This is a genomic window from Streptomyces sp. F001 (assembly GCF_004187715.1).
GTDB classification, from domain to species: domain Bacteria; phylum Actinomycetota; class Actinomycetes; order Streptomycetales; family Streptomycetaceae; genus Streptomyces; species Streptomyces flavusporus.
This window is the reverse complement of sequence record NZ_QZWF01000005.1, coordinates 281,596-308,045: the sequence shown is the minus strand read 5'-3', so window position 1 is coordinate 308,045 and position 26,450 is coordinate 281,596. Positions and strand designations below refer to the sequence as shown.

24 protein-coding genes and 1 pseudogene are annotated in these 26,450 nt (G+C 70.4%); 15 read left to right on the top strand and 10 right to left on the bottom strand.

Going from position 1 to position 26,450, the window contains the following annotated elements; translation table 11 throughout:
- Positions 1-15: 15 nt before the first annotated feature.
- The 3 genes and pseudogenes from StrepF001_RS21545 to StrepF001_RS21535 all read right to left on the bottom strand — a co-directional run bounded on the left by StrepF001_RS21545 (position 16) and on the right by StrepF001_RS21535 (position 3,787).
- A pseudogene (locus tag StrepF001_RS21545) lies at positions 16-1,031 on the bottom strand (DMT family transporter).
- A gap of 84 nt (positions 1,032-1,115) precedes the next feature.
- The gene (locus tag StrepF001_RS21540; protein ID WP_129799861.1) at positions 1,116-2,639 is read right to left on the bottom strand and encodes an RICIN domain-containing protein; all 1,524 of its coding nucleotides are present in this window, start codon (positions 2,637-2,639) and stop codon (positions 1,116-1,118) included.
- 200 nt (positions 2,640-2,839) lie between these two features.
- Positions 2,840-3,787: an RNA polymerase sigma factor SigF gene (locus tag StrepF001_RS21535; RefSeq protein ID WP_129799860.1), complete on the bottom strand. Its 948-nt coding sequence runs from the start codon at positions 3,785-3,787 to the stop codon at positions 2,840-2,842.
- Positions 3,788-4,036: 249 nt separating this feature from the next.
- Between StrepF001_RS21535 and StrepF001_RS21530 the strand changes: the two genes are divergently transcribed.
- From StrepF001_RS21530 to StrepF001_RS21505, 6 genes are all read left to right on the top strand, one after another.
- Positions 4,037-4,420 (top strand): STAS domain-containing protein, encoded by a 384-nt coding sequence (locus StrepF001_RS21530; protein WP_129799859.1) that lies wholly within the window; start codon positions 4,037-4,039, stop codon positions 4,418-4,420.
- 257 nt (positions 4,421-4,677) lie between these two features.
- Entirely contained in the window at positions 4,678-5,199 is a 522-nt protein-coding gene (locus StrepF001_RS21525; RefSeq protein ID WP_129799858.1) for an ATP-binding protein, read from the top strand.
- A 157-nt stretch (positions 5,200-5,356) separates the two neighbouring features.
- Positions 5,357-6,046, top strand: a complete 690-nt coding sequence (locus StrepF001_RS21520) for an LPXTG cell wall anchor domain-containing protein (protein ID WP_129799857.1) — start codon at positions 5,357-5,359, stop codon at positions 6,044-6,046.
- Between the two features lie 315 nt (positions 6,047-6,361).
- Entirely contained in the window at positions 6,362-7,201 is an 840-nt protein-coding gene (locus tag StrepF001_RS21515) for a hypothetical protein (protein WP_129799856.1), read from the top strand.
- Positions 7,198-8,265 carry a hypothetical protein gene (locus StrepF001_RS21510; protein WP_129799855.1) on the top strand — a complete coding sequence of 356 codons (1,068 nt, stop codon included), beginning with the start codon at positions 7,198-7,200 and terminating at the stop codon, positions 8,263-8,265. The genes StrepF001_RS21515 and StrepF001_RS21510 overlap by 4 nt, the downstream gene beginning before the upstream one ends.
- 80 nt (positions 8,266-8,345) lie before the next feature.
- Positions 8,346-9,653 carry a hypothetical protein gene (locus StrepF001_RS21505; RefSeq protein WP_129800083.1) on the top strand — a complete coding sequence of 436 codons (1,308 nt, stop codon included), beginning with the start codon at positions 8,346-8,348 and terminating at the stop codon, positions 9,651-9,653.
- 54 nt (positions 9,654-9,707) lie between these two features.
- Here StrepF001_RS21505 and StrepF001_RS21500 read toward each other — a convergent pair whose 3' ends face one another.
- The gene (locus StrepF001_RS21500) at positions 9,708-11,219 is read right to left on the bottom strand and encodes a peptide MFS transporter (RefSeq protein WP_129799854.1); all 1,512 of its coding nucleotides are present in this window, start codon (positions 11,217-11,219) and stop codon (positions 9,708-9,710) included.
- A gap of 457 nt (positions 11,220-11,676) precedes the next feature.
- Between StrepF001_RS21500 and StrepF001_RS21495 the strand changes: the two genes are divergently transcribed.
- Positions 11,677-12,354, top strand: a complete 678-nt coding sequence (locus tag StrepF001_RS21495; RefSeq protein WP_129799853.1) for a response regulator transcription factor — start codon at positions 11,677-11,679, stop codon at positions 12,352-12,354.
- 56 nt (positions 12,355-12,410) lie between these two features.
- Positions 12,411-13,679, top strand: coding sequence for an ATP-binding protein (locus StrepF001_RS21490; protein ID WP_129799852.1), 1,269 nt, complete (start codon positions 12,411-12,413; stop codon positions 13,677-13,679).
- Between the two features lie 96 nt (positions 13,680-13,775).
- On the opposite strand, the gene StrepF001_RS21485 is transcribed toward StrepF001_RS21490, so the two are convergent.
- On the bottom strand, positions 13,776-14,312 hold the full coding sequence (locus tag StrepF001_RS21485; RefSeq protein WP_129799851.1) for a GtrA family protein: 537 nt from the start codon (positions 14,310-14,312) through the stop codon (positions 13,776-13,778).
- Positions 14,313-14,484: 172 nt separating this feature from the next.
- Here StrepF001_RS21485 and StrepF001_RS21480 point away from each other — a divergent pair, with 172 nt between their 5' ends.
- From StrepF001_RS21480 to StrepF001_RS21470, 3 genes are read left to right on the top strand one after another with little or no spacing between them, the layout of a single operon-like run.
- Positions 14,485-15,624 (top strand): 5-(carboxyamino)imidazole ribonucleotide synthase, encoded by a 1,140-nt coding sequence (locus StrepF001_RS21480; RefSeq protein WP_129799850.1) that lies wholly within the window; start codon positions 14,485-14,487, stop codon positions 15,622-15,624.
- A complete protein-coding gene (gene purE, locus StrepF001_RS21475; protein ID WP_129799849.1) occupies positions 15,621-16,145 on the top strand; it encodes a 5-(carboxyamino)imidazole ribonucleotide mutase in 525 nt (174 codons plus the stop codon). The genes StrepF001_RS21480 and purE overlap by 4 nt, the downstream gene beginning before the upstream one ends.
- Positions 16,146-16,160: 15 nt before the next feature.
- Positions 16,161-17,339: a dipeptidase gene (locus StrepF001_RS21470; RefSeq protein WP_129799848.1), complete on the top strand. Its 1,179-nt coding sequence runs from the start codon at positions 16,161-16,163 to the stop codon at positions 17,337-17,339.
- A 15-nt stretch (positions 17,340-17,354) separates the two neighbouring features.
- Here the strand turns inward: StrepF001_RS21470 and StrepF001_RS21465 are convergent, their stop codons facing one another.
- Complete coding sequence (locus StrepF001_RS21465) at positions 17,355-17,747, bottom strand: VOC family protein (protein WP_129799847.1); 393 nt, start codon at positions 17,745-17,747, stop codon at positions 17,355-17,357.
- Positions 17,748-17,915: 168 nt separating this feature from the next.
- A complete protein-coding gene (locus tag StrepF001_RS21460; RefSeq protein ID WP_129799846.1) occupies positions 17,916-19,259 on the bottom strand; it encodes a UDP-glucose/GDP-mannose dehydrogenase family protein in 1,344 nt (447 codons plus the stop codon).
- A 189-nt stretch (positions 19,260-19,448) separates the two neighbouring features.
- Between StrepF001_RS21460 and StrepF001_RS21455 the strand changes: the two genes are divergently transcribed.
- Both StrepF001_RS21455 and StrepF001_RS21450 read left to right on the top strand, forming a co-directional pair.
- Entirely contained in the window at positions 19,449-20,606 is a 1,158-nt protein-coding gene (locus tag StrepF001_RS21455) for an acyl-CoA dehydrogenase (RefSeq protein WP_129799845.1), read from the top strand.
- A gap of 186 nt (positions 20,607-20,792) precedes the next feature.
- Positions 20,793-21,149, top strand: coding sequence for a four-helix bundle copper-binding protein (locus StrepF001_RS21450; RefSeq protein ID WP_129799844.1), 357 nt, complete (start codon positions 20,793-20,795; stop codon positions 21,147-21,149).
- 44 nt (positions 21,150-21,193) lie between these two features.
- Here the strand turns inward: StrepF001_RS21450 and StrepF001_RS21445 are convergent, their stop codons facing one another.
- Both StrepF001_RS21445 and StrepF001_RS21440 read right to left on the bottom strand, forming a co-directional pair.
- Entirely contained in the window at positions 21,194-21,817 is a 624-nt protein-coding gene (locus StrepF001_RS21445) for an HAD-IA family hydrolase (protein WP_129799843.1), read from the bottom strand.
- Complete coding sequence (locus tag StrepF001_RS21440) at positions 21,810-23,084, bottom strand: LCP family protein (RefSeq protein WP_129799842.1); 1,275 nt, start codon at positions 23,082-23,084, stop codon at positions 21,810-21,812. The genes StrepF001_RS21445 and StrepF001_RS21440 overlap by 8 nt, the downstream gene beginning before the upstream one ends.
- A gap of 119 nt (positions 23,085-23,203) precedes the next feature.
- Here StrepF001_RS21440 and StrepF001_RS21435 point away from each other — a divergent pair, with 119 nt between their 5' ends.
- A complete protein-coding gene (locus tag StrepF001_RS21435; RefSeq protein WP_129799841.1) occupies positions 23,204-23,770 on the top strand; it encodes an acyl-CoA thioesterase in 567 nt (188 codons plus the stop codon).
- Between the two features lie 7 nt (positions 23,771-23,777).
- On the opposite strand, the gene StrepF001_RS21430 is transcribed toward StrepF001_RS21435, so the two are convergent.
- Positions 23,778-25,139, bottom strand: coding sequence for an LCP family protein (locus tag StrepF001_RS21430; RefSeq protein ID WP_165396320.1), 1,362 nt, complete (start codon positions 25,137-25,139; stop codon positions 23,778-23,780).
- A 239-nt stretch (positions 25,140-25,378) separates the two neighbouring features.
- On the opposite strand from StrepF001_RS21430, the gene StrepF001_RS21425 reads away from it, so the two are divergent.
- Positions 25,379-26,413 (top strand): glycosyltransferase family 2 protein, encoded by a 1,035-nt coding sequence (locus StrepF001_RS21425; RefSeq protein ID WP_129799840.1) that lies wholly within the window; start codon positions 25,379-25,381, stop codon positions 26,411-26,413.
- Positions 26,414-26,450: the final 37 nt, after the last annotated feature.

The window sequence follows — 26,450 nt, the reverse complement described above, 5'->3', positions numbered from 1 at the left end:
CATGATCCGCCGGCCCTAGGTTGCAGGGGCCCCGGCCCTCGCGGACTCGGCGGCTTCCCCGGACTCGGTACGCCCTGCGGGAGCGGCCCCGGCAGCCGGTGTGGAAGCCACCGGAACGGAAGCCTCCGCCGCCTGCCCCCGATCGGCCACCACTCGCCCCCAGGCCGTGCCCACGAGGACCAGCACCGCGCCCACCAGCCCAGCCACCCCGGCCGGTCCCCGGCCAGGGCGATGCCCACGGCCGCCGCCCACACCGGCTCCGTGCCGAGCAGCAGGCTCACCCGGGACGGCGAGGTACGCCGGACCGCCCACATCTGCACGAAGAACGCGAACAGCGTGCAGAACGCGGACAGGTACAGCAGCCCCAGCCAGTCCCCGACACCGAAGTCCGCCGCGGCCGTCCACGGCGACGCCCCCGTCCCCGGCAGCGCGAAGAGCACGCCGAACACCACCACCGCGCCACCCAGCTGGACCGTGGTCAGCGACAGGGCGTCGGCGCCGCGCACGGAGCCCATGCGTGCCATGGCGAGCACATGCACGGTACGGGCGACGGCGGCCCCCAGCATCAGCAGATCGCCCACGGACGGGGCGGTGAACCCGGCGCCCTGGGTCAGCAGCGCGACGCCGAGCACCGACACCGCCGCGGCCGCCATGAAGGAGCCCGGCAGCCGCGTCCCGCGCACCCGGCTCTCCGCGAGCGGCGTGAACACCATGGTGAGGCTGATGATCAGCCCCGCGTTCGTCGCCGAGGTGTGCACCACGCCGTACGTCTCCAGCAGGAAGATCCCGGCGAGGATCAGCCCCAGCACCCCCGCGCCGCGTGTCTGAACGGCGCTCAGCGCCCGCAGCCGCCGCCACCCCGCCACCACGAGAACGGGCAGCGCCACGGCGAACCGCAGCACCAGCACGGCCAGCACGGTCTGCGCCGTGGTGACTTCCTTGGCGGCGAGGTAGCTGGAGCCCCACACCACCGCGACCAGCAGGACGGGAAGATCGGCCAGTCGGCCGAGGCGGGCCGCGGCGCTGCTCATGGGTACTCCTCCTGGTGCGAAGCGGAGGGGCAGCGTAGTCATGAGCAGGTGAACACCGGTGTCGGCGATCACCATCCGGTCAGTTCACGGCGCGCCCGCCCGCCACCGCTGTCCGCTTCCCCCGTTCACCGGCAGCAGCGCCAGGCCGCCGTCCCCGTCCGGTGTCACCGCCGTCTCGACCGCGACCGCCGGACGGATCACCCCGTCACCGCCCACCGCGAACTTCAGGTTCTGCCCGTTGCTCCCGTCGACCGACGCGCACTCCCAGATGCCCACGCCCTTGTCGGTGGAGCCGCGGCTGTCCAGGCAGTAGTCGGGGTCGGCGGCCGACTGGACGACACCCCGTCCCGCATCGACCCGCCACCGCTGCGTAGAAGACGCGCCGCACGGCGCCGTGACGACATCCGTGCCCTTCTCCATCACCCCGTCGCGGATGTCCAGGCACAGCCCGGAGGCGACGTTCACGACCTGGGCGTAGGAGCCGCTCGGCGGATGGGTCGGCGGAGGCGTGGGGGAGGGCTTCGGGCTCGGAGTGTGCGGCGGGGTCGAACTCCTCGTCGGTGACGGGGACTTCGTGGTGGGCGTCGGCGGACTTGCCGACACCGTCGCCGTGACCGTTACGGGGGGCGGGGCCACCGGTGTGGTGACGGGGCCGGGGTCGGTCCTGTCCTGGGAGACAGTCTCGCCCGGTGCGAGCAGGACGACCAGCAGCGGCACCAGGACCGCGCCGAGTACCGCGGAGGTCAGCGCGAGGCGGCGGTAGGGCGGCCGGTTCCGTTGCCGGATACGGAGGTGGACGCCCGGCTCGCCGTCGCGTGTGACGTACGCCGTGCCCGCCCACGGCAGCAGCCCCTCGGCCAGCGCGGTGCGCGGGGAGTCGCGCAGGGCGGTCAGCTCCTCGTACGCCGTGGCGCAGTGCACGCAGCGCGCCATGTGGGCGTCCAGGTCGGGGCTGTGGCGTGGGCCGTCGGGCCGTACCGCCTCCTCGATGAGCCGGCGGAAGTCCCGGCAGTGCGGGTCGTCGGAGGCCACGAGCCGGGACGTCAGACAGGCCCGGCCCAACGCCTGGAGGGCCGGTTCTGTGCCGTATGTCACGTCCTCGCGGGTGCGGCCGAGCAGGGTGGCCGTGCGCTCGTCGGGTTCCTGCTCCACCATCGCGTACCAGAGCTGTCCCTGGGTGCGGGACGGCAGGGACTGGTACGCCGCGAGCATGGGCGGGACGGGGCCCACCGGGCCTGCCGTGTTCAGGACCAGCAGCAGACCCGCGTCGAGACCGGCGGACCGTTCGTCCGCGGCCCAGTCCGTGGCCACCCGCACAGTGAGCAGCAGGAGGTGGTGCCGCAACGGCACGGCGGGGTCGGTGCCGCGGGCCGTCTCGCGGGCCGCGAGCGTGAAGGCCTGTGCCGCGAGCTGCCGGGCGGTGGACTCGCTCGTCGTGCACAGCCGGGCGTAGGCGAGAACCGATGCGCGGTGGCGGGCACGCAGTTCCTGGAGGGCCGGATACGCGGTGGCGGTGTCGGCGCGCAGCAGTTCCGTCAGCCGTGCGTCGGACGCGCCGGAGTGCGGTGCCGCTCCGGCATCCTTGCCGGTCCCGTCGGCCCGAGCCATCCACCCGCCTCCTCGTGACCCCGTGACAGGTCAAGATCCCTGACGTACCGGCCAGTTTGCGGGTGACCATAGTGGTGGAAGGCGGCCCGTGGGGAGGTCTTTCCGCCAACAACCCGGTAACCGAGAGGTTTCCGGGCATGGCTCGTCCGGCGCCCCGGAAGGCGCCGGACGACGAGCCGTTGCTTACTGCGGGACGGTCGTCACTCCTCGACCGTCAGCGCCTTGCGCAGTCGCCCCAGCGTGCGTGACAGCAGCCGCGACACGTGCATCTGCGAGATACCGAGTTCTTCGCCGATCTCGGACTGGGTCATGTTGGCGACGAAGCGGAGGGAGAGGATCTTCCGGTCCCGGTGCGGGAGTTCGGCGATCAGCGGCTTCAACGACTCGACGTACTCGATGCCTTCGAGCCCGTGGTCCTCGTAGCCGATCCGGTCCGCGAGCGCACCCTCGCTGTCGTCCTCCTCGGGCTGGGCGTCCAGCGACGAGGCGGTGTACGCGTTCGACGCGGCCATGCCCTCGACGACCTCGTCGTGGGAGATACCGAGGCGCTCGGCCAGTTCCCCCACCGTGGGGGCGCGGTCCAGCTGCTGGGCCAGTTCGTCACCGGCCTTGGCCAGGTCGAGGCGGAGTTCCTGCAACCGGCGCGGCACGCGCACCGACCACGAGGTGTCGCGGAAGAAGCGCTTGATCTCGCCCACGATGGTGGGCATCGCGAAGGTCGGGAACTCGACGCCGCGGCTGAGTTCGAAGCGGTCGATCGCCTTGATCAGGCCGATCGTGCCGACCTGGATGATGTCCTCCATCGGTTCGCTGCGGGAGCGGAACCGGGAGGCGGCGAACTTGACCAGGGCGAGGTTGAGTTCGACGAGCGTGTTGCGGACGTACGAGTACTCGTGTGTGCCTTCCTCGAGGGATTCCAGCCGCTCGAAGAGGGTCTTGGACAGGGCCCGTGCATCGACGGGGCCGACCTCGTCGTACGGGGGGATCTCCGGAAGTCCGGCGAGTACGTCGTCCTGCAGGGCGAGTACGTCGTCCCTGACGGCGAGTGTGCCGGAGTGATCGCCGTTGTGCTCGATGGGATCCAGATGTTCCGGAGGGGGTGTCGACGTCGCCGTCCGGGTATGCGATGCGTCGAGCCGGGGTGACATGATGTCCTCCATCGTTCTCGGCATATGGCTGCCGAAGCCAGTACGTGCACTGCGGTGTGCGGCGCCTCCAAAGCCGGCCGTGTCGGTTGCGTGTCTCTACTAGCCCTACCCGCTTTCCCGAGCCGATCGCAAGTCCGCTCTGTGTGGAAATGTCCGTTTCTGGGCGGATGTTCGGCTGTCGAAGGGCGAAGGGAAGGCGTAGTGTTCGAGGGCAAACGTCAGCAGCCACGACCTCGGGAGAGAGACGGCATGGACCACGGGACGGTCGGCAGCGCACAGTCGGGCCGGCTTCTGGTGGAGGTGCGGGAAGAGGGCCCCAGCGCCGTCGTGACTCCGGCAGGTGAGTTGGATCACCACACTGCCGATCTGTTGCGTGAACCACTCGAGGAATGCCTTGCCAAGGGTTTCAGCCGGCTTGTCGTCGACTGTTCCCGGCTGGAGTTCTGCGACTCCACCGGGCTCAACGTGCTGCTGGGTGCCCGGCTCAAGGCCGAGGCCGCCGGGGGCGGGGTGCATCTGGCGGGCATGCAGCCCGTGGTGGCCCGCGTCTTCGAGATCACCGGAGCCGAGGCGGTCTTCACCGTCCACGATTCGGTGGAGGCAGCCCTGGCCGGTGAGGACGAGTCCGACTGAGCGCGCCGGTCGTGCCGAACAAGGGGGTGTCCCGACGGTCGGGCCGGGCAGGAGACATCCTGAACATGTCGGCGGCAATCATGACGGGGGTGGCACGGCGGACCGGGCGAACCGGTCACTTTCCCGCGTGCGGTGTACGGGCCGTGTGTACCCGTGCCGACCGTGTGACCCACACTGAGTACCGAACACTGAGCACACCGCGTGTTCGGAAAGCACTCTTGAAACGTGAACCGGTGAATCGGTGAGGTGAAGCGCTGATGAGCACCACCCGGTCCTACTCGCCGGGCGACCGCGGCCCGGAGCCCAGCGGTGCTTCCGGGGCGTCCGAGGGGGGCGCGTCAGGGGCCGGGGCGTCCGTGTCGTCGGCGGGGCCTCAGGCCCGCAGGCTGAGTTTCGACGGCGCGAGCGGCGTCGTCCCGCTCGCCCGCGACTTCGCCCGCCAGGCGCTGTACGCGTGGGGCTGGCTGCCGGCCGCCACCGCGGACCAGCGGGCCGCCGCCGAGGACGTGCTGCTCGTCGTCTCCGAGCTGGTCACCAACGCGTGTCTCCATGCGGAGGGCCCGGACGGGATGTGGATCGCCTGCGACAACAAGGTGATCCGTATCGAGGTCTCCGACCGGGGGACGGGGCAGCCGGCCCCGCGCACCCCGCACCGCGCCGGCCGTCCCGGCGGCCATGGCATGTTCATCGTCCAGCGCCTGTGCCTGGACTGGGGGGTCGTGCGCACGCCCGGCGTCGCAGGCAAGACGGTGTGGGCCGAACTCGGAGCGCCCGCGTAACGCCCGTCTGGGGTTACCCGGGGTTCGAACCCCTCTTCGTACGTCACCACACGCACGCCGGATCGTCACAACTCCGGCGTGCTCCGCGTCTTCCCTCCTCAACTCCCCGGGCGTACCTTGACGGCCGATCTGATGTGCCGTCAGGAATGAGGGGACGATGTCGTACCGGAAACGAACCGCCGCGCTCGCGTCCGCCGCGGCCCTGGCCGGCTCGGCGGTGCTGCTCGCCGCCCCGACGGCCCACGCCGAGGTCGTCGACGTCAACTACCAGTGCAAGACGCCGATCGGTGACAAGAGTGCCGTCTCGCCGATCGACATCAAGGGCGTCAAGAGCGGCAGCGGCTACAAGATCACCATGTCCTGGCAGAAGGGCGTCTCCTCCAGCCCCGTCGAACTGGGCAAGGGTGCGATGAACCCGAGCGCCACCATCGAACTCGGCGGCGCCGACAGCGGCACCATGAAGGTCACCGGCCCCGCCAACCAGGAAGCGATCCCCGCCGACACCCCGATCAAGATCAACGACCTGTCCGGCACCTACACCCCGAAGAAGACGGGCAAGGTCACCTTCACGGCGGGCGTACTCACCATCAAGGCCCTCGGTACGACCACCACCTGCACGCCCAGCAACGATCCCGGACCGTCCCTGACCCTCGAGGTCACGGCGGCGGCCGGCGGTGGCTCGACCGGCACCCAGAGCGGCAGCGACTCCGGAGCCGAGCTCCCGCAGACCGGCCCCGAGGACTCCGCGATCGCCCTCGGCACGCTCGGCGGAACGGTCCTGCTCGCGGGCGCGGCGGGCGCGCTGTGGCTGACACGCCGGAACCAGGCGGTACGCGTCCGCCGCTGACCGTGCCGGTATGCCGCCCGTCACCCGACCCCGCCCTCAACGAGGCGCTCCGCGCCGCACCTGCTTGATCGTCACCCGACCCCGCCCCTCAACGAGGCGCTCCGCGCCGCACCTGCTTGATCGTCACCCGACCCCCCTCAACGAGGCGCTCCGCGCCGCACCTGCCACGTCACCGACCCCGCCCCTCAACGAGGCGCTCCGCGCCGCACCTGCCCACCCGTCACCGACCCCCGCCCCTCAACGAGGCGCTCCGCGCCGCACCTGCTTGATTGCCACCCGCCGCCGCTTCTCAACGAGGCGTTGAGGGAGCCGCCGATGTCGTATGCCGCCCGTGCCGTGTGCCTGTCCCTCCTCGCCCTGCTGTGCGCCGCCCCGACGGCGACCGCTGCCGGCGGCTGGTCCGTCGCGCCCGCCGGCGGCGGCCGCCCGTCCTTCTACGCCGAGGGCACGCCCGGAACCGCCCTGCAGGACACGGTGTCCGTGACCAACCGTGCCGGACGCCCGGTCACCGTACGGCTGCGCGGCACCGGTGTCCCGGTCACCTTCGCCGACGCCGAGGTGCGCGTGCCCGCCCGTACCCGCGCCGACATCCCGTTCACCGTGACCGTTCCCGAGGGGGCCGTGCCGGAGGACCGCGCGGGCACGATCGTCGTACGCGACGGCGACGGCCGCTCCCGGTCCGTCCCCCTGCGGCTGCGCACCGACGGTCCGACGCTGTCCGCGCTGACCGTCGAGCACCTGGCCGTGGACGGTGACCGCATCACGTACGACCTGGTCAACCGGGGTACGACGGTCCTCGTACCGACCCTCGCCGTGCACGCCGACGGCGTCCTCGGCACCGTCCTCGACCGGTCCCCGCGCACCCTGCCGCTCCAGCTGCCGCCCGGCCACCGGGTGCGGCTCGACGAACCGTGGCCCGACCGGCCCGCCCTGGACGCGGTGGACGTCCGGCTGACGGTGACCGCGGCGGGCGGCGCGCGCGACACGGCGCAGGCGTCGGCGCGGTTCGTGCCATGGGGCGGCGTGGCAGGGGTCGGCGCGCTGATCGTCGTAGCGGCGGCCGGGGCGGTCGTACGACGTCGAAGGCGTCGTACGACCGAGAGTGAGCCGGAACACCAGTGGGACCAGGCCGAGTTGACGGGAGCGATGCGGTGAAGACGCGGATCCCTGTGCTGATTGCGGCACTTGCGCTGCTCCTCGTGCCCCTCGCGCCGGCCACTGCCGCCGACGGGCCCACCGTGAAGCTGTCCAAGTCCCAGACAGGAACCGGCGGTTCGGTCACCGTGACCGGCAGCGGGTGGCGGGAGCGGGCGCTGCTGATGATCCTGGTCTGCGGGCAGTCGGTGCCGTCCCGGGGCGTGATCGGCGGCACCAACTCCTGCGCCAACGCCGACGGCCGGGCCGTCACGACCGACGCCGAGGGCCGCTTCCGCAAGGAGCTGCCGGTCGCCGAGCCGCCGGTGCCGTGCCCGTGCGTGGTGCACGTCGCCACCGTGACCGGGGCGAAGGCGCAGGCCGACGCGATCTTCCAGGTCGCCGGGCACGCCGTCGAACCGCTGCCCGCGGAACCGGCGGGTGGCCGGCTGTCGGTGCTCAACGACACCCGGCTGGACGGCTCCAGCGGACTGCTCACCTGGTTCGGGGCGCCCCCCGCCCGCACCCTCGTCTTCACCGTCGGCAACGTCGGCACCTCGGCGATCAGGAACCCGGTCTTCCAGGTCGGCACCTCGCACGGTGTGTTCGCCCCGCAGTGGGAGGAGCAGCAGTGGCGGGGCACCATCGAGCCCGGCCGCAAGGCGCAGATCAGGCTGCCGGTGGAGCTGGCGGCCGGGGCGCACGGCGACTACACCGTCTCGCTGAAGTACGGCGGCAAGGTGCTCGCCGAGCAGCCCTGGGGCGTGGGCCGGCCGTGGGGCGTGACCCTGTTCTGGGTCCTGGTGTGCCTGGTCGTACCGGCCGCGGTGTTCCGCATCGGGATGGCCGTGGTGGACCGGGTCCGCCCACCCCGGCCGGGCGGCGCCCGTCACCGGGGCCTGCGACTGCCCGAACTCACCTTGCGCCTGCCGCGGTTGACCTCGCGCGAGCAGGCGCCCGTATCGACCTCGACCCTGCCGTGGTTCACCCCGGACGCCGATCCGGGCACGGCCGGTCGGCTCTCCGCACCGCACGACGACAGCCCGACGAGTCCTACGACTCCCTCCAGGAAGGGAACGACGTGAGCGAGAGAAGGAGAGTCACACCGGTCGGCCGACGTGGTCGTCCTCGGGGAAGCAGAACGTCAGCGGTGGGCGTCGCCCTGATGCTGGGCGGGGCGGGTGTCCTGCTCGGCGTGGCCGCCGGGCCCGCGCAGGCCGCGGAGGTGTCGTACGCGACCGAGTGCATCCCGCCCTCGATCTCCGGGCTGCCGCCGGTCCAGGGGACGACGAAGGTGGAGATCACCGCCCCCGCGGAGGCGAAGGTCGGGGACGAGGTGGAGATCGTCTGGAAGTTCGTCCAGGCGGCGTCCAAGAACCCCGACATCCTCGATCTGGAGAAGGACACGGTCCAGCCGACCGGCACGCTGAAGGCGGCCGGCGCGCAGACGGCCGAGGTCGCGATGGAGGGGCCCCGGCAGAATCCGCCGATCCCCAAGAACAGCGACATGAAGCTGTCCGACATGAAGGGCAGACTGAAGCTGACGGCGCCGGGCGAGGTGTCCCTGACCCCGGACGCGTACAACATCAACGTAAACAAGCCGATCTCGACGGACACCAAGTGCTCCCCGAAGGAGACGGTGCAGCCGGCGGCGACCATCAAGGTGACGGACGGGGGCGGGACTTCGGGCGGTACGACGGGAGGCCTGCCGACCGTCGTCCCGACACTGCCGACGAGTGTGCCGACCGGTCTGCCGACGGGGTCGTCGAGCCCGACGCCGACGCCGACGCCCAGCGAGAGCGAGACGGGCGGAGGCAGTTCGTCGGGCACGGGCGGCGGAGGCGGCGGCCAGACCGACTTCACCGGCAAGGAGGTCCAGGTCCCCTACGAGTGCAAGACGCCCATCGGCGACAAGAACGCGACCTCGCCGGTGCAGATCAACGCGAAGAAGGACGGCGGGAGTTTCGACCTCACCGTGCAGTTCAAGAAGTCGGTGATGGACAGCCCGGCCGACATCCCGAAGGACTCGGTCAAGCCGTCCATGGAGGTGGTGCTCGGCGGTGCCGACACGGGCACGGTCCATGTCGAGGGCCCCACCAACCCCGAGGCCATCAAGGCGGGTGACCCGATCGAGATCCCCGACCTGACCGGCACCTACAAGCCGGGCGCGAGCGGTGAGTCCACCCTGTCCCCCGGCGTTCTGACGATCGAGGCGCTGGGCACCACCACCACGTGCACACCGGCCAAGACCGAGGTCTCGCTGACCCTGGACACCACCGAACAGGCAGGCGGTGCCTCCGGCGGCGGTTCGACATCCGGCGGCACGTCGGGCGGCACCTCTCCCGACGGCGGCCTCGCCGAGACAGGCGCCGAGGACCACGGCGGCCTGAAGGCTCTCGGCCTGGTGGCGGGCACGGTGATCCTGCTGGGCGGCGCGGTGCTCACGTTCCTGCCGGGACGGCGGGTGCGCTGACGCGGAAGGGCCGCCGCACCGTGGGGTGCGGCGGCCCTTCCCAGGGGCGTACGGCTACTTCACATCGCCCATGAGCGCGCGGATCTTGCGGCCCGCCGTCATGAAGGCCAGTCCGGCCGCGACGGCGATGATGGCCCACATCGTGTAGTAGACCGCGTCGCCCAGCGGCGCGTTGAGCTTGGTGGTCCAGCCGTTGAGGGCATTGCCCGTCGCGGTGGCCAGGAACCACAGACCCATGATCTGGCCCACGAACTGCTTCGGCGCCAGCTTCGTCGACAGGGACAGGCCCACCGGCGACAGGCACATCTCGCCGAGGGTCTGCACCAGGTAGACGCTCAGCAGCCAGAAGACGGTGACCTTGCCGGTGTCGCTGTTCGCGGCGGCGGCGCCGGCCAGGCCCATGATGCCGAACGAGCCACCGATGAGGAGCATCGCCAGGGCGAACTTCATGGGCGTGCTGGGCTCACGGTTGCGCTGGGCCAACTTCACCCACAGAGCGGCGAAGAGCGGGGCGAGCACGATGACCATGGCCGGGTTCACGGACTGGTACCAGGACGCCGGGAACTCCCAGCCGCCGATCGTACGGTCGGTCTTGGTGTCCGCGAAGATCGTCAGCAGCGAACCGGACTGGTCGTAGATCATCCAGAACAGCACGGCGGTGGCGAAGAACCAGGCGAAGGCCTGGATCTTGGGCTTGTCCTCGCTGGTCAGGGCCGGGTTCCGGTACATCGTCACGAAGTAGACGATCGGGATCACAATGCCGAGGACCGCGAGCACGTTGACAATGTGCTCGATGTCGTACGTACCCAGCGCGATGTCCAGGACCAGCGCCGCGACGGCGATGCCACTCCACAACGCGACCTTGCGCAGCACGGCGCGCTTCTCCTCCGGGGAGGCCGGGGTGCCGGGCTGCTTGCCGATGTCGCCGAGGTGGCGGCCGCCGAGGACGTACTGGATCACGGCGAGGGTCATACCGATACCGGCGACACCGAAGCCGAGGTGCCAGTTGACGTTCTCGCCGAGGTAACCGACGACCAGCGGGGCGGCCATGCCGCCGATGTTGATCGCCATGTAGAAGAGCGTGAAGCCGGCGTCGCGGCGGGCGCTGGGCTGGCCCTCGTAGAGGCCACCGACCATCGCGGAGATGTTCGGCTTCAGCAGACCGGTGCCGATCGCGATCAGGCCGAGACCGCAGAAGAAGGCGGCGTCGGAGGGGATCGCCAGCGTGAAGTGGCCCAGGGCGATGACGATGCCGCCGACCAGCACGGCCTTGCGGGCACCCCAGAGGCGGTCCGCGACCCAGCCGCCCGGCATGGCGGCCATGTACACGACCGCGTTGTACACACCGTAGATCGAGGCGGCCAGGGCCTCCCGGCCCGCCAGGGGGCCGTCGAGGACACCCGCGATCAAGTAGAGGACGAGAATGCCGCGCATTCCGTACCAGGAGAAGCGCTCCCACATCTCCGTCATGAAAAGCGTGGCCATACCGCGGGGGTGGCCGAAGAAGGTCTTCTCGGAGCCGGGGTTGCCCGGGGAGGCCGAGTCCTTCGTCAGGCTGGACGCCATGGTCGATCCTTGCTGGTCGGGACGCGCTCGAAGAGCGATGCGCGCCCGGTGGGGGGCGGCCGGCACCGGCGGGGGCGCCCGTCCGCCCCACGCCCACGGGGAGTCCGCTCCGGATCACGGAACGGTGGACGGCGCCCACCGGGATCCACGCCCCGCGCGTGGTGCGCGCAAGGGCCCGGCCACAGGTCATTCCTCACACAAAACGGACCCTCAGCGTCACTTCGCCGAAGGTCCTGGGTGTTACAGGCGTTCCATCACCATACGTCATGACACTACCGGATATGGAAGGACTTGAGACAGGGATCACAGGTGTCGGTGGAACCGCAGGCACCCATTCGAAGGTCCTTTCCAGGATCGCACCCTTCAGTCATAGGTTCGTACCAGTACGCCCGAAGGTAAGAATCCGGGCCCTGCGATCGGCCTCCGGCACTTGTCGGGCGCGGACTACCATCTCCTCATGACCCGAGTACTGCTCGCCGAGGACGACGCTGCCATCTCGGAACCGCTGGCTCGTGCGCTGCGCCGGGAGGGCTACGAGGTCGAGGTGCGTCAGGACGGCCCCACCGCGCTCGACGCAGGACTCCAGGGCGGCGTCGACCTGGTCGTGCTGGACCTCGGCCTGCCCGGGATGGACGGTCTCGAGGTGGCCCGCCGACTGCGTGCCGAAGGCCACACCGTGCCGATCCTGATCCTGACCGCACGCGCCGACGAGGTCGACACCGTCGTCGGGCTCGACGCGGGCGCCGACGACTACGTCACCAAGCCGTTCCGGCTGGCCGAGCTGCTCGCCCGGGTCCGGGCCCTGCTGCGGCGCGGCGCCGCCGAGCCCCAGCAGCCGCCCGCCACGCACGGCGTGCGCATCGACGTCGAGTCGCACCGCGCCTGGATGGGCGAGGAAGAGCTCCAGCTCACCGCCAAGGAGTTCGACCTGCTGCGGGTCCTGGTCCGGGACGCCGGGCGGGTGGTCACCCGCGACCAGCTGATGCGCGAGGTCTGGGACACCACCTGGTGGTCGTCCACCAAGACCCTCGACATGCACATCTCCTGGCTGCGCAAGAAGCTGGGCGACGACGCGGCCAACCCCCGGTACATCGCGACCGTGCGCGGGGTGGGCTTCCGTTTCGAGAAGAGCTGAGCCGCGGCTTCCACATGAGGCCGAGCTACAGCTTTCCCTACAAGTAAGTAAGAAAAATGCGCCGTCGACTGATCCAGTCCACGCTCGCCGTGGTGCTCGTCGTGATCGCCGTCTTCGGCGTCTCCCTCGTCGTGGTCGAGACCAAGACGATCAGCACCACCGCCCAGGAGCGCGTGGAGTCCGAGGCCGTGCAGCTGGCCAGCATCGTGGACAGCCGGATCCTCGGCGCCGAGCAGATCACCTCGGAGATACTCGCCGACCAGGTCGGCGACGAACGGTACGCGGTCGTCCGTATCCCCGGCCAGAAGCCGATCGAGGTCGGCGAGAAGCCCTCGGGCGACGTCATCGAGGCGACGCGCACCGGCGAGGAGGGCGAGACGGTCACCGTCCAGGAGCCGCGCTCGGCGGTGACCCGGGAGGTCGGCCGGACGCTGATGATCATCGGGGCGGTGGCGCTGCTGGCCGTGATCGCCGCGGTGCTGCTCGCCCTGCGCCAGGCCAACCACCTCGCCTCACCGCTCACCGACCTCGCCGAAACCGCCGAACGCCTCGGCTCCGGCGACCCCCGGCCCCGCCGCAAGCGGTACGGCGTCCCCGAGCTGGACCGCGTCGCCGACGTTCTCGACGCCTCCGCCGAGCGCATCGCCCGCATGCTCACGGCGGAGCGCCGGCTGGCCGCCGACGCCTCCCACCAGCTGCGCACCCCGCTCACCGCGCTGTCCATGCGCCTGGAGGAGATCACCCTCACCGACGACCCGGACACCGTGAAGGAGGAGGCGACCATCGCGCTCACGCAGGTGGAACGCCTCACGGACGTCGTCGAGCGGCTGCTGACCAACTCCCGCGACCCGCGCACCGGCTCCGCCGTCACCTTCGACCTCGACGAGGTCATCCAGCAGCAGGTCGCCGAGTGGCGCCCGGCCTACCGCAGCGCCGGCCGCGCCATCGTCAGCTCCGGCAAACGGCACCTCCAGGCGGTGGGCACGCCGGGCGCGGTCGCGCAGGTGCTGGCGGCGCTGATCGAGAACTCCCTCATGCACGGCGGCGGCACGGTGGCGCTGCGCACCCGCGTCACCGGCAACCAGGCGGTCATCGAAGTCACCGACGAGGGTCCCGGCGTCCCGGCCGACCTGGGCGCCCGGATCTTCGAGCGGACGATCAGCGGCCACAACTCCACGGGCATCGGCCTGGCCGTGGCCCGCGACCTGGCGGAGGCCGACGGCGGCCGCCTGGAAATGCTCCAGGCCAAGCCTCCGGTGTTCGGCCTGTTCCTGTCACGGACACCGGTGAAGAAGAAGGGGGACGGGGACCGGACGGTCCGCTGAGTCCGTACGCCGCCTGCGGGTGCGTTGTGGCTGGTCGCGCCCACGGTGGGGGAGGAGCCGCAGGTCGATACAGCCCCGCGCCCCTTTCGGGGCGCGTCAGACGCGGGCGCGCTGCGGAGGCCGGGCTCGTTCCGCCTCCAGGAACGATTCCGCGTCGACGATCGCCTCCCGGCCCGGGAGCGCGCGGAACACCCAGGTGCGGTAGGACCAGAAGCGGAACAGCGTCGCGATGCCGATGCCGAGGAACTTGAAGATGTTGCTCTGCAGCGGGCTGTCCCAGTCGAAACCGTACGTCGCCGTGTACAGCACGCCGTTCTCGATCACCAGGCCGACCGCGCTGAACAGCCCGAACAGCGACATCTCCTTCGTACGGCCGCTCTTGTCGCGGTCGCGGTACGTGAAGTAGCGGAAGCCGACGTAGTTGAAGGCGATCGCCACGACCGTCGCGATCACGCTGGCGCGCACCACCTGGAGGCCGGTCACATGCCGTACCAGGTTGAACACGAGGAGATTGACGAGCAGTCCCGCCCCACCCACCGCGCCGAACTTGGCGACCTCACGCACGAGCCGTTCGATGCGCTGCCGCAGCGCGCTGGGGGGCGCCGGTCGGAGCCCCGATGAACCACGTCCCATGGCCGTGCAGGCCCCCACTCGTCGGTGTCGTCAGCCCAACCATGCTAACCACCGCCATTCTGTGATCGCTTGTGGAAGAGCTCACCGTGACGAGAGAGGCCGGAACCGGCCGGGAACCGGTGCGGAAAGAGGCGGAATCCGGCCGACCTGGCGCGGCCGATACCCTGGGGGCGTGACGTTCCCGGTAGTCGGCATGGTCGGCGGGGGTCAGCTCGCTCGTATGACACACGAGGCGGGCATCCCGTTGGGCATCAGGTTCAAGCTCCTCAGTGACACCCCTCAGGATTCCGCGGCGCAGGTCGTGAGCGAAGTCGTCATCGGCGACTATCGCGACCTCGACACGCTGCGCGCCTTCGCACGCGGTTGTGACGTGATCACCTTCGATCACGAGCACGTACCCACCGAGCACCTCCGGGCCCTGGAGGCGGACGGCATCCCCGTGCGCCCGGGCCCGGACGCGCTCCAGCACGCCCAGGACAAGGGTGTGATGCGCGCCAGGCTCGACGCGATCGGCGTGCCCTGCCCACGGCACCGCCTCGTGAGCGACCCGCAGGACGTCGCTTCGTTCGCGGGGGAGGGCGACGGTTTCCCTGTCGTCCTCAAGACCGTTCGCGGCGGCTACGACGGCAAGGGCGTATGGGTGGTCGACTCCGTCGAGGAGGCCGAGGCCCCCTTCAAGGCGGGTGTGCCCGTGCTTGCCGAGGAGAAGGTCGACTTCGTGCGGGAGCTCGCGGCGAACGTCGTCCGCTCCCCGCACGGTCAGGCGGTTGCGTACCCTGTGGTCGAGTCCCGCCAGGTGGACGGCGTCTGCGACACGGTCATCGCCCCGGCCCCCGACCTCGACGAGGCCCTCGCCCTGCAGGCGGAGGAGCTCGCCCTGCGCATCGCCAAGGAGCTGGACGTCGTCGGCCACCTCGCCGTCGAGCTGTTCCAGACCCGCGACGGCCGCATCCTCGTCAACGAACTGGCGATGCGCCCGCACAACTCGGGCCACTGGACCCAGGACGGCGCGATCACCTCTCAGTTCGCCAACCACGTCCGGGCCGTCCTCGACCTCCCGCTCGGCGACCCGCGCCCGCGCGCCAGGTGGACCGTCATGGTCAACGTCCTCGGCGGCGACTACCCCGACATGTACTCCGCGTACCTGCACTGCATGGCCCGCGACCCCAAACTGAAGATCCACATGTACGGCAAGGACGTGAAGCCCGGCCGCAAGGTCGGCCACGTCAACACCTACGGCGACGACCTGGACGACGTGCTGGAGCGCGCCCGTCACGCTGCCGGATACCTGAGAGGCACGATCACCGAATGAGCCCAGTCGTTGGCATCGTCATGGGGTCGGACTCCGACTGGCCCGTCATGGAGGCCGCCGCCAAGGCCCTCGACGAGTTCGAGATCGACTACGAGGTCGACGTCGTCTCCGCGCACCGTATGCCGCGCGAGATGGTCGCGTACGGCGAGCAGGCCGCCGACCGCGGACTGAAGGTGATCATCGCGGGCGCGGGCGGCGCCGCCCATCTGCCCGGCATGCTCGCCTCGGTCACCCCGCTGCCGGTCATCGGCGTCCCCGTGCCGCTGAAGTACCTCGACGGCATGGACTCGCTGCTGTCCATCGTGCAGATGCCGGCCGGTGTCCCGGTCGCGACCGTCTCCGTCGCCGGTGCCCGCAACGCCGGCCTGCTCGCGGCTCGTATCCTCGCCGCCCACGACGACGAACTCCTCACCCGTATGCGGGAGTTCCAGCAGGAGCTGAACGACCAGGCCACCGAGAAGGGCAAGCGTCTGCGCGCCAAGGTCGAGGGTGCGGCGAGCGGCTTCGGCTTCGGCAACTGACGGGAGGGTACGGCGATGACCGCGCTGGACGAAGCCCGGGAACTGCTGCGCGAGTTCCCGGTGATCGACGGGCACAACGACCTGCCCTGGGCGCTGCGTGAGCAGGTCCGCTACGACCTCGACGCCCGGGACATCGCCGTCCCCCAGGGCGCCCACCTGCACACCGACATCCCGCGGCTGCGGGCGGGCGGGGTCGGCGCGCAGTACTGGTCGGTGTATGTCCGCTCGGACCTGCCCGACCCGGTGCCCGCGACGCTGGAACAGATCGACTGCGTACGGCAGTTGCTCGCCCGCTACCCGCGCGACCTGGCGCCCGCGCTGACGGCCGCGGACATGGAGGCGGCGCGTGCGGAAGGGCGTATCGCGTCGCTGATGGGCGCGGAGGGCGGCCACTCCATCGCCAACTCCCTCGGCACACTACGGCAGTTGTACGCACTCGGCGTCCGCTACATGACCCTCACGCACAACGACAACGTGGCGTGGGCCGACTCGGCGACGGACAAGCCGGGCGTCGGCGGCCTGTCGGCCTTCGGCCGGGCGGTGGTGCGGGAGATGAACCGCGAGGGCATGCTCGTCGACCTCTCGCACGTGGCGGCGACGACCATGCGGGACGCGCTGGACGCCTCCCTGGCGCCGGTCATCTTCTCCCACTCCTCCTCGCGCGCGGTGTGCGACCACCCCCGCAACATCCCCGACGACGTGCTGGAACGGCTGCCCGGCAACGGCGGCATGGCCATGGTGACCTTCGTACCGAAGTTCGTGCTCCAGGCCGCCGTCGACTGGACGGCCGCGGCGGACGACAACATGCGCGCGCACGGCTTCCACCACCTCGACACCACCGCCGAGGCGATGAAGGTCCACCACGCCTTCGAGGAACGCAATCCGCGCCCGGTCGCCACGGTGGCCACCGTCGCCGACCACCTGGACCACATGCGCGAGGTCGCCGGCATCGACCACCTCGGCATCGGCGGCGACTACGACGGCACGGCCTTCACCCCCGACGGCCTCAGCGACGTCTCCGGCTACCCGAACCTCATCGCCGAGCTCCTCGACCGCGGCTGGTCGAAGTCCGACCTGGCCAAGCTGACCTGGCAGAACGCGGTACGGGTGCTGGGCGCGGCGGAGGACGTGGCACGAGAGCTCAAGGCGAGACGCTCCCCGTCGAACGCCACCCTGGAGGACCTGGACGGATAGGCCGCCTTACGGCTCCTACGGGTGCTCGATCCGGCAGAGGCAGAACGGATGCCCCGCCGGATCGGCGTACACCCGGAAGTCCTTGGTCTCGTAGTCCTCCGAGTCCAGGACGCGGGCGCCCAGCCCCAGCACCCGCTTCTCGACCAGGTCGACCTGCTCCCAGGTGGAGCCGGCGTCGAGGTCGAGGTGGAACTGCTGCGCGTTCCGGTCGGCGCGCGGCCACTCCGGCGGGGTGTGGCCCTCCGACCGCTGGAAGGCGAGCCGCGGACCGCCGGGGACCTGGAGCACCACCCAGTCGTGCTCCTCGTCGTCGGGGGTGCCGCCGATGATCTCGGCGTAGAAGCGGGCGAGTGCGCGCGGGTCGGGGCAGTCGAGGACGACGTTGAGCAGGCGTGCCACGGGCGCCATGGACCTCACCTCCGGGCTCGGCAGGCGCAGCGACAGAACGGGTGCCCCCGCCTGGCGGGCGTCAACCGTACCCGGGGAAGCGGGCGTGCGGCCCCCGCGCGTGGTGCAGAATGCGGGAAGACGCCGGTTCGGCCGACTGAGCCTCGGCCGAACCGGCGTCGCCGTGCGCTACGCGGTCGGGCGGCCCATCGCCCGGTACGTCCAGCCGGCCCGCCGCCACAGCTCCGGGTCGAGGGCATTGCGCCCGTCCAGGATCACGCGGGCCTTGACGGCCTCGCCCAGCGCCGCCGGGTCCAGCTCGCGGAACTCCCGCCACTCCGTCAGGTGCAGTACGACGTCCGCGCCGCGCACCGCCTCCTGCGCGGAGTCGGCGTAGCCCAGTGTCGGGAAGATCCGGCGGGCGTTGTCCATGCCCTTCGGGTCGTACACCGTCACCTGCCCGCCCTGCAGATGGATCTGCCCGGCCACATTGAGCGCGGGCGAGTCCCGTACGTCGTCGGAGTCCGGCTTGAACGTCGCGCCGAGCACCGCGACCCGCTTGCCCAGGAAGGGGCCGCCGCCCAGCGCCTGCCGGGCCAGCTCCACCATCTGGCCACGCTGGCGCATGTTGATCGAGTCGATCTCGCGCAGGAACGTCAGCGCCTGGTCGGCGCCCAGCTCACCGGCCCGCGCCATGAACGCCCGGATGTCCTTCGGCAGACAGCCGCCGCCGAAGCCGATCCCGGCCCGCAGAAACTTCTTCCCGATCCGGTCGTCGTACCCGATCGCCTCGGCGAGCTTGGCGACATCGCCACCGGCGGCCTCGCACACCTCCGCCATGGCGTTGATGAACGAGATCTTCGTGGCGAGGAAGGAGTTCGCGGAGGTCTTCACCAGCTCGGCGGTCGGGAAGTCGGTGACGACGAAGGGCGAGCCCTCGGCGACCGGCGTGGCATACACCTCCCGCAGCAGCTTCTCGGCCCGGTCACTGACCACGCCGACCACGATCCGGTCCGGGCGCAGCGTGTCCTGCACGGCGAAGCCCTCGCGCAGGAACTCCGGATTCCAGGCCAGCTCGGCGTCCGCACCGGCCGGCGCGTGCTCGGCGAGGTAGGCGGCGAGGCGGTCGGCGGAGCCCACGGGCACGGTCGACTTGCCGACGACCAGGGCCGGACCGGTCAGATGCGGGGCGAGAGAGGCGAACGCGGAGTCGACGTACGACATGTCGCAGGCGTACTCGCCGTGCTTCTGCGGAGTGTTCACACACACGAAGTGCACATCGCCGAACGCGGCGACCTCCGCGTAGTCCGTGGTGAACCGCAGCCGCCCGCTGGATCCCTCGATCCCGACGACGTGCTTGCGCAGCAGCTCCTCGAGACCCGGCTCGTACATCGGGACCTCACCGCGCCGGAGCATCTCGATCTTCTCAGGCACGACGTCCAGGCCGAGCACCTCGAAGCCGAGTTCGGCCATGGCCGCGGCGTGCGTGGCGCCGAGATAACCGGTACCGATCACGGTGATCTTGAGGGCCATGGGTGCTCCAGAGGTCTACGGCAGGGCGGTGCGCGCCCGAGCATAGCCGGGGCATGAGAACGTGCTTCACCGGGCAACTTTCCCGCTGTCGCCAAGCTCACGTATCACTCGAGTGGGCGACCCCATAAAATTTGGGTTACTTAACGGTAGTTAGCGCCACCATCGCAGCGTTTTGGAGCGTGAGAGACCTTGGCCGGATCGGCTGACTTCGACCTGTACCGCCCGTCCGAGGAGCACGACATGCTCCGTGACGCCGTCCGCTCGCTGGCCGAGGCGAAGATCGCGCCGTTCGCCGCCGCGGTGGACGAGGAGGCCCGCTTCCCGCAGGAGGCGCTCGACGCCCTGGTCGCGAACGACCTGCACGCCGTGCACGTCCCCGAGGAGTACGGCGGCGCGGGCGCCGACGCGCTGGCCACGGTGATAGTCATCGAGGAGGTGGCCCGCGTCTGCGCGAGCTCCTCCCTCATCCCCGCCGTGAACAAGCTCGGCTCCCTGCCCGTGATCCTCTCCGGCTCCGAGGAGCTGAAGAAGAAGTACATGACCTCGCTCGCCAAGGGCGACGCGATGTTCTCGTACTGCCTCTCCGAGCCGGACGCCGGCTCCGACGCCGCCGGCATGAAGACGAAGGCGGTCCGCGACGGCGACCACTACGTCCTCAACGGCGTGAAGCGCTGGATCACCAACGCGGGCGTGAGCGAGTACTACACCGTCATGGCGGTCACGGACCCGTCCAAGCGCTCCAAGGGCATCTCGGCGTTCGTCGTCGAGAAGTCCGACGAGGGCGTCTCCTTCGGCGCCCCCGAGAAGAAGCTCGGCATCAAGGGCTCCCCGACCCGCGAGGTCTACCTCGACAACGTCCGCATCCCCGCGGACCGCATGATCGGCGAGGAGGGTACCGGCTTCGCGACGGCGATGAAGACCCTCGACCACACCCGCATCACCATCGCCGCCCAGGCCCTCGGTATCGCCCAGGGTGCCCTCGACTACGCCAAGGGCTACGTCCAGGAGCGCAAGCAGTTCGGCAAGCCGATCGCCGACTTCCAGGGCATCCAGTTCATGCTCGCCGACATGGCGATGAAGATCGAGGCCGCCCGCCAGCTCACCTACGCGGCGGCCGCCAAGTCGGAGCGGGGCGACAGCGGCCTCACCTTCCAGGGTGCCGCCGCCAAGTGCTTCGCCTCGGACGTGGCAATGGAGGTCACCACGGACGCCGTCCAGCTGCTCGGCGGCTACGGCTACACCCGTGACTATCCGGTCGAGCGGATGATGCGCGACGCGAAGATCACGCAGATTTATGAGGGCACGAATCAGGTCCAGCGGATCGTGATGGCGCGGAACCTGCCGTAGTCGTGCCGTAGGCACTCGGCGTACCGGCGACAAGCCCCCGGAGCGGATCCGGGGGCTTTTGTCGCTTTGGCGGCATGGCATTCGTGGTGGATTGTGGGTGTCCGCCGGATGGCGCGGCGCGTCGGCAAGGCGTACCACGGAAGGGCGCGGGGTCCGACCCGGACTCCACTCACCCCAGGAGGAGCCATGACCGGAACCATGCCCGCGATGAGCAAGCAGATGCAGGACTGCGTCGACGCGTGCATGTCCAGCCACAGCATCTGCGAGGAGACCATGAACTCCGTCATGCAGATGGGCGGCCAGGCTCAGATGCAGATCATGCGGGCGCTCATGGACTGCGCCGAGACGACTCGTATGTGTGCGGACATGATGATGCGCCGCTCGCCGATGTCGGCAGACATGTGCGCCATGTGTGCCAAGGCGTGCGACACGTGTGCCGAGGCGTGTATGTCCATGCCGGACGACCCGCAGATGATGCGGTGCGCCGAGGCGTGTCGCCGCAGTGCCGAGACGTGCCGCGTGATGGCGGGCGCCACGATGTGAAACCCGGCCGCCGCCAAGGGCTCTGCGGCCCTTGGCGGCGGGCCTCAGAACAGCGGCGCGAGCGCCCGTTCCAGGTCGGCCGGTGCGCGGAAGTGGACCGTCTGCATGCCCAGCGCGGCCGCGGCCGTCACGTTCTCCGGCATGTCGTCCACGAAGAGGCACCGGTCGAGCGCGGCGCCCGCCCGCTCGGCCGCCAGCCGGAAGATGCGCGGGTCCGGTTTGGTGAGGCCGACGCGGGCGCTGCTGACGATGTCGTCGGCGAAGCCGGACAGACCGAGGGAGGCGAGATCGGCCTCCAGGGTCACCGAGGCGTTGCTGAGCAGGACGAGCGGGACGTGCTCCCGCGCCCGGCGCAGCAGCGCCACCACCGTCTCGTCGGCGTGGAACGGCGCGTCCGCAAGGGCGTTGCCCAGCTCATAGGCGACGGGCTCGGGCACCAGCCCGGCGAGGCCCGCGACGATCGAGTGGACCCACTCCTGCGGGGTGATCCGCCCCAGCATCAGCGGCAGATCGGTCTCGGGCGCGAACGCCACCTTCATCGTGGTGCCCTCGGCCAGCCCCGCCGCCCGCTCCAGAGCGGTCAGCCGGGAGGGGTCGTAGAACCGGATCACGTTGTCGACGTCACAGAGCACCACGTCGAAGGGCCGTCTGCCGCCCGCGTCAGTCACCCGACACCGTGACCTTCTCGTCGTTGTTCAGCTGCTCGACGAGTGTCTTCACCTTGGCCTCGTCCCAGACCAGGTTGCCGCCGGACGAGCCGGAGATCGGCATGTTCATGGACTTGCCGTCCCCGCCGCTGACGCCCTTCATCGCCCAGAACATGTCGGCCAGGTCGAACAGGCCCATGTCCTTGTCGACGATGAGGGAGTCCAGGCCCGCGCCCATGGTCGGGTACAGCTTGAAGGGGTTGAGGACCGTGCCCGGGGTGGCCACCTGGTTGGCGAGGGCCGAGAGGAACTTCTGCTGGTTCTTCGTCCGGTCCAGGTCGGAGCCGGCCAGCGCGTACCGGGTGCGGACGAAGGCGAGGGCCTGCTCGCCGTTGAGGGTCTGCTTGCCCGCCTCGAAGTCGGCACCGGACTTCGTGTCCTTCATGCCGCCCTTGGGGATCTCGATCTCCACGCCGCCGACCGCGTCCACGATGTTCGCGAAGCCGGCGAAGCCGATCTCGACGTAGTGGTCGATGTGCAGGCCGGTGTTGGCCTCTACGGTGCGGACCAGCAGTTCCGGCCCGTCCTCGGCGTAGGCGGCGTTCAGCTTCACATGCCGGCCCGTGCCCTGGTACGTCTTGCCGGACTCGGAGCCGACGAACGTCGGTATCTCCACGTCCGAGTCGCGCGGCAGCGAGATCAGCGTCGGCCCGTTGTCACCGGTGTGCAGGATCATCATCGAGTCCGTGCGCTTGCCCTCCGAGGACCCGGTGTGCAGCCTCTTCTTGTCCTCGGCGGACATGCCCTCGCGGCTGTCGGAGCCGACGATGAGGTAGTTGGTGCCCTCGCCCTTCTCCGGCCGGTCGATGACCTTCGACAGGTCGACGTCGCGGTTGAGCTTGGAGTCGGCCCAGAAGTACGTGCCGACGAGCGTCACGACGAGCACGGTCACCACGGTGATCGACGTCATCTTGATCCGGCGCCGCCAGTTCGGCGCGGGGCGCGGCTCGTACATGCCCGCACCGTCGCCGGGCCCGCCGGGGCCGCGGCCGCCGTAGACCTGACCGGTGTTGTAACCGCTGTCGTATGCGTCGTATCCCTGTCCGTCGACGTACGACGGCTGCTGCGGAACGCCGTACGGCGGTGCCTGGCCCCCGCCGGGCGGTGCCGCCGGGCCGCGCCGCACCTGGCGCATCACACGGGCGCCTTCAGGCTGTGCGCCTGTGCTGCCGCGCCCGTACCGGGTGCCGCGGTTGTCGTCGGACCATCCCTGGGGCCAATCATTCATGGGCCCCAGTGTGCAGGTCGCGGCTGTGTGCGTTACAAGAGTCGGCAGAAAATCACAGCGCGGCTGTTGCGAAGCCGACACAAAATCACCGGAAGTCGCTTCGGCATAAGGTGGAGGCCATGACAGACCAGGCCAGCGCCCCGGAGCAGGAGACACCCGGCACTCCGGACATACCGGGCAGGCACACCTCCGCTTCCCGGACCACCCTCAGCCACATCATGACCCACAACGACACCAACCTTCTGGGCACGGTGCACGGCGGGGTGATCATGAAGCTGGTCGACGACGCGGCCGGCGCGGTGGCCGGCCGGCACAGCGGCGGTCCCGCCGTCACGGCCTCCATGGACGAGATGGCGTTTCTGGAGCCGGTCCGCGTGGGTGACCTGGTCCATGTGAAGGCGCAGGTCAACTGGACCGGCCGTACCTCGATGGAGGTGGGGGTACGGGTCCTGGCCGAACGCTGGAACGAGTCCGCCCCGCCCACCCAGGTCGGCTCGGCCTACCTCGTCTTCGCCGCAGTCGACGCCGACGGCAAGCCCCGCCCGGTCCCGCCGGTGATCCCGGAGACGGAAAAGGACAAGCGCCGCTACCAGGAGGCCCAGATCCGCCGCACCCACCGCCTGGCCCGCCGCCGGGCCATCATGGAGCTGCGGGAGAAGCGCGCGGCCGAGGGCTTCGAGGACTGACGCGGCCCTACGAGCACCGCACCTCGTCCCCCCGCACCACCCCGGCCTCGCCCTGCCGGAGGTCCGTCCCTTTGACCTTCCGTACCTCCCGGAAGTCCGTCCCGACGATCACCTTGAGCGTTGCCCCCTGCCCCTTGACCGCCCGCAGCCGGCTTCCGGGCAGGGCCGCCGCGAGCGACTTGGCGGAACGGTCCCACTGGGGGTCGTAGGAGATGACGGTCCGCGCGACCGACTGATTCCTCGCGTTCTTCGGCTGCCGCGTCGTGAGGAAGCCGGCCCGCGCCAGCGCCGTGTCGACGCGTTGGCCCAGCCCGGCCGTCCGCGTGCCGTTCTCCACCTGGACGCGGATCTGCTGCGGAGCCACGTCCACCTGTACCGCCGTGTCCTTCGGGCGCCCGGCGGCCAGTGGTTTGTCGTCGCGCAGTGCCTGGAAGAGCCGCCGGGACTTGACCGGGTCCCACTTCAGCGTCGAACCGATGCCCTTCACGGCGTACCCCATCTGCCCGATCGGGACGGTCGTGAACTCGGACGACGAGGGGGAGAAGTTCCGCATCGCCCGTCCGAGGTCCAGCAGTTCGTGCGCGCCGAACTCCTTGTCCGCCCGCACCGAGCCCAGCACCGCCCGGGTCACGTCGCGGAACTTCATCGGGTTCAGCAGCACCCCGGAGGAGGTCGCCTGGTCGATCAGCGCGGCCAGGAAGCGCTGCTGCCGTTGCATCCGCCCGAGGTCGGAGGCCCCGTCGACATACCGGGCGCGCACGTACTGCAGGGCCCGCCCGCCGGTCAGCGTGTGGTTCCCGGCCCGTAGGTTCAGGCCGGTGTGGGTGTCCTTCAGCGGCCGGGCGGTGCAGATCTTCACGCCGCCGAGCACGTCCACCGTCTTCATGAAGCTGGTGAAGTCGACCTCCAGGTAGTGGTCGATCTTCACCCGGGTCATGTGCTCGACCGTGCGCACGGTCAGCTGCGGCCCGCCCTCCGCGTACGCCGCGTTCAGCTTGACCGGATGCGCCTTGTGCCGCTCACCGGTGGTGCGGTCGGTGTGTGCGGGCACCTCGGCGTAGGAGTCCCGCGGCAGACTCACCACGCTGGCCCGCTCCCGGTCCTCCGAGATATGCACGATCATGATCGTGTCGGTGCAGTGGCAGGGGGCCCCGCCGAGCCGGTACCGGCGCCGCTCGGCCTCGGAGATCTTGTCCCGGCCGTCGGTGCCGACCACCAGCACGTTCATGCCGTGACCGGCCCGAGGCCGGTTCTTCATGTCCTTGAAGGGATCGACCCGGGTGATGTCCGCGTCCAGGCTCGAGACCACCGCGTGCCCGATCCCGGCCGAGGCGAGGATCACCACGGACAGCGTGGTCACCGCCCGCATGGCCCAACGCGGCTTCCTCCGTCGTACGGGCGGCCGCACGGCGCGGCGCGACTCCGGCCGGCGCTGCGGCCGGACCGGGTACGGACGAGGCGGCGTTGCGGGCATGGGGGCACCTCCGCTGAAGCGGGAGCGGCGTAAATGGGATCATGAGCACCGTAGGCCCATACGATCTGTGGCCCGGTGCACCGACCCGGGCAGGGCGGCTCGCTGTCCCCCGTTCGCGGTAACGTGAGGCCCCTATGAACGCCAATCCCGACGTGCAGCTTCCCGCCGTGTCCGTCATCATGCCCGTCCTCAATGAGGAGCGGCATCTGCGCGGCGCCGTCCACGCGATCCTCGCCCAGGAGTACGCAGGCGAGATGGAGGTCGTGATCGCCCTCGGTCCGTCCACGGACCGCACGGACGAGATCGCCGCCGAGCTGGTCCGTGAGGACCCTCGCGTGCACACGGTCCCCAACCCGACGGGCCGTACGCCCGCGGCCCTCAACGCCGCGATCAAGGCTTCTCGGCACCCGATCGTGGTCCGCGTCGACGGCCACGGCATGCTCTCGCCGAACTACATCGCGACCGCGGTACGGCTCCTTCAGGAGACCGGCGCGCAGAATGTCGGCGGCATCATGCACGCCGAGGGCGAGAACGACTGGGAGCACGCGGTCGCGGCGGCCATGACCTCACGGATCGGCGTCGGCAACGCGGCCTTCCACACGGGCGGGGAGGCCGGTCCCGCCGAGACGGTCTACCTCGGCGTCTTCCGGCGCGAGGCGCTGGAGCAGCAGGGCGGATACAACGAAGAGTTCATCCGCGCCCAGGACTGGGAGCTGAACTTCCGCATCCGTGAGGCGGGCGGTCTGATCTGGTTCTCGCCGGAGCTGAAGGTGTCGTACCGGCCGCGGCCGAGCGTGCGGGCGCTGGCCAAGCAGTACAAGGACTACGGCCGTTGGCGGCACGTCGTCGCCCGCTACCACTCCGGCTCCATCAACCTGCGTTACCTCGCCCCGCCGACCGCGGTGTGCGCGATAGCCGCGGGCCTGGTCGCCGGCGCCGCCCTGACGCCGTGGGCGTTCGTGATCCCCGGCGGCTACCTCGCGGCGATCGCGCTGGGCTCCGTCCCCGCCGGCAAGGGCCTGCCTCTGAAGGCCCGCCTCCAGATTCCCGTGGCCCTCGCCACCATGCACATGTCCTGGGGCTTCGGTTTTCTCACCAGCCCCAAGTCGCTGGCGAGGAAGGTCATCGCCTCCCGGCGCCCGGCGGTCCGGGACTCCGCGACGGCGTGACGGCCGAGGGGCGTACCGCCTGCGGCACGCCCCTCGG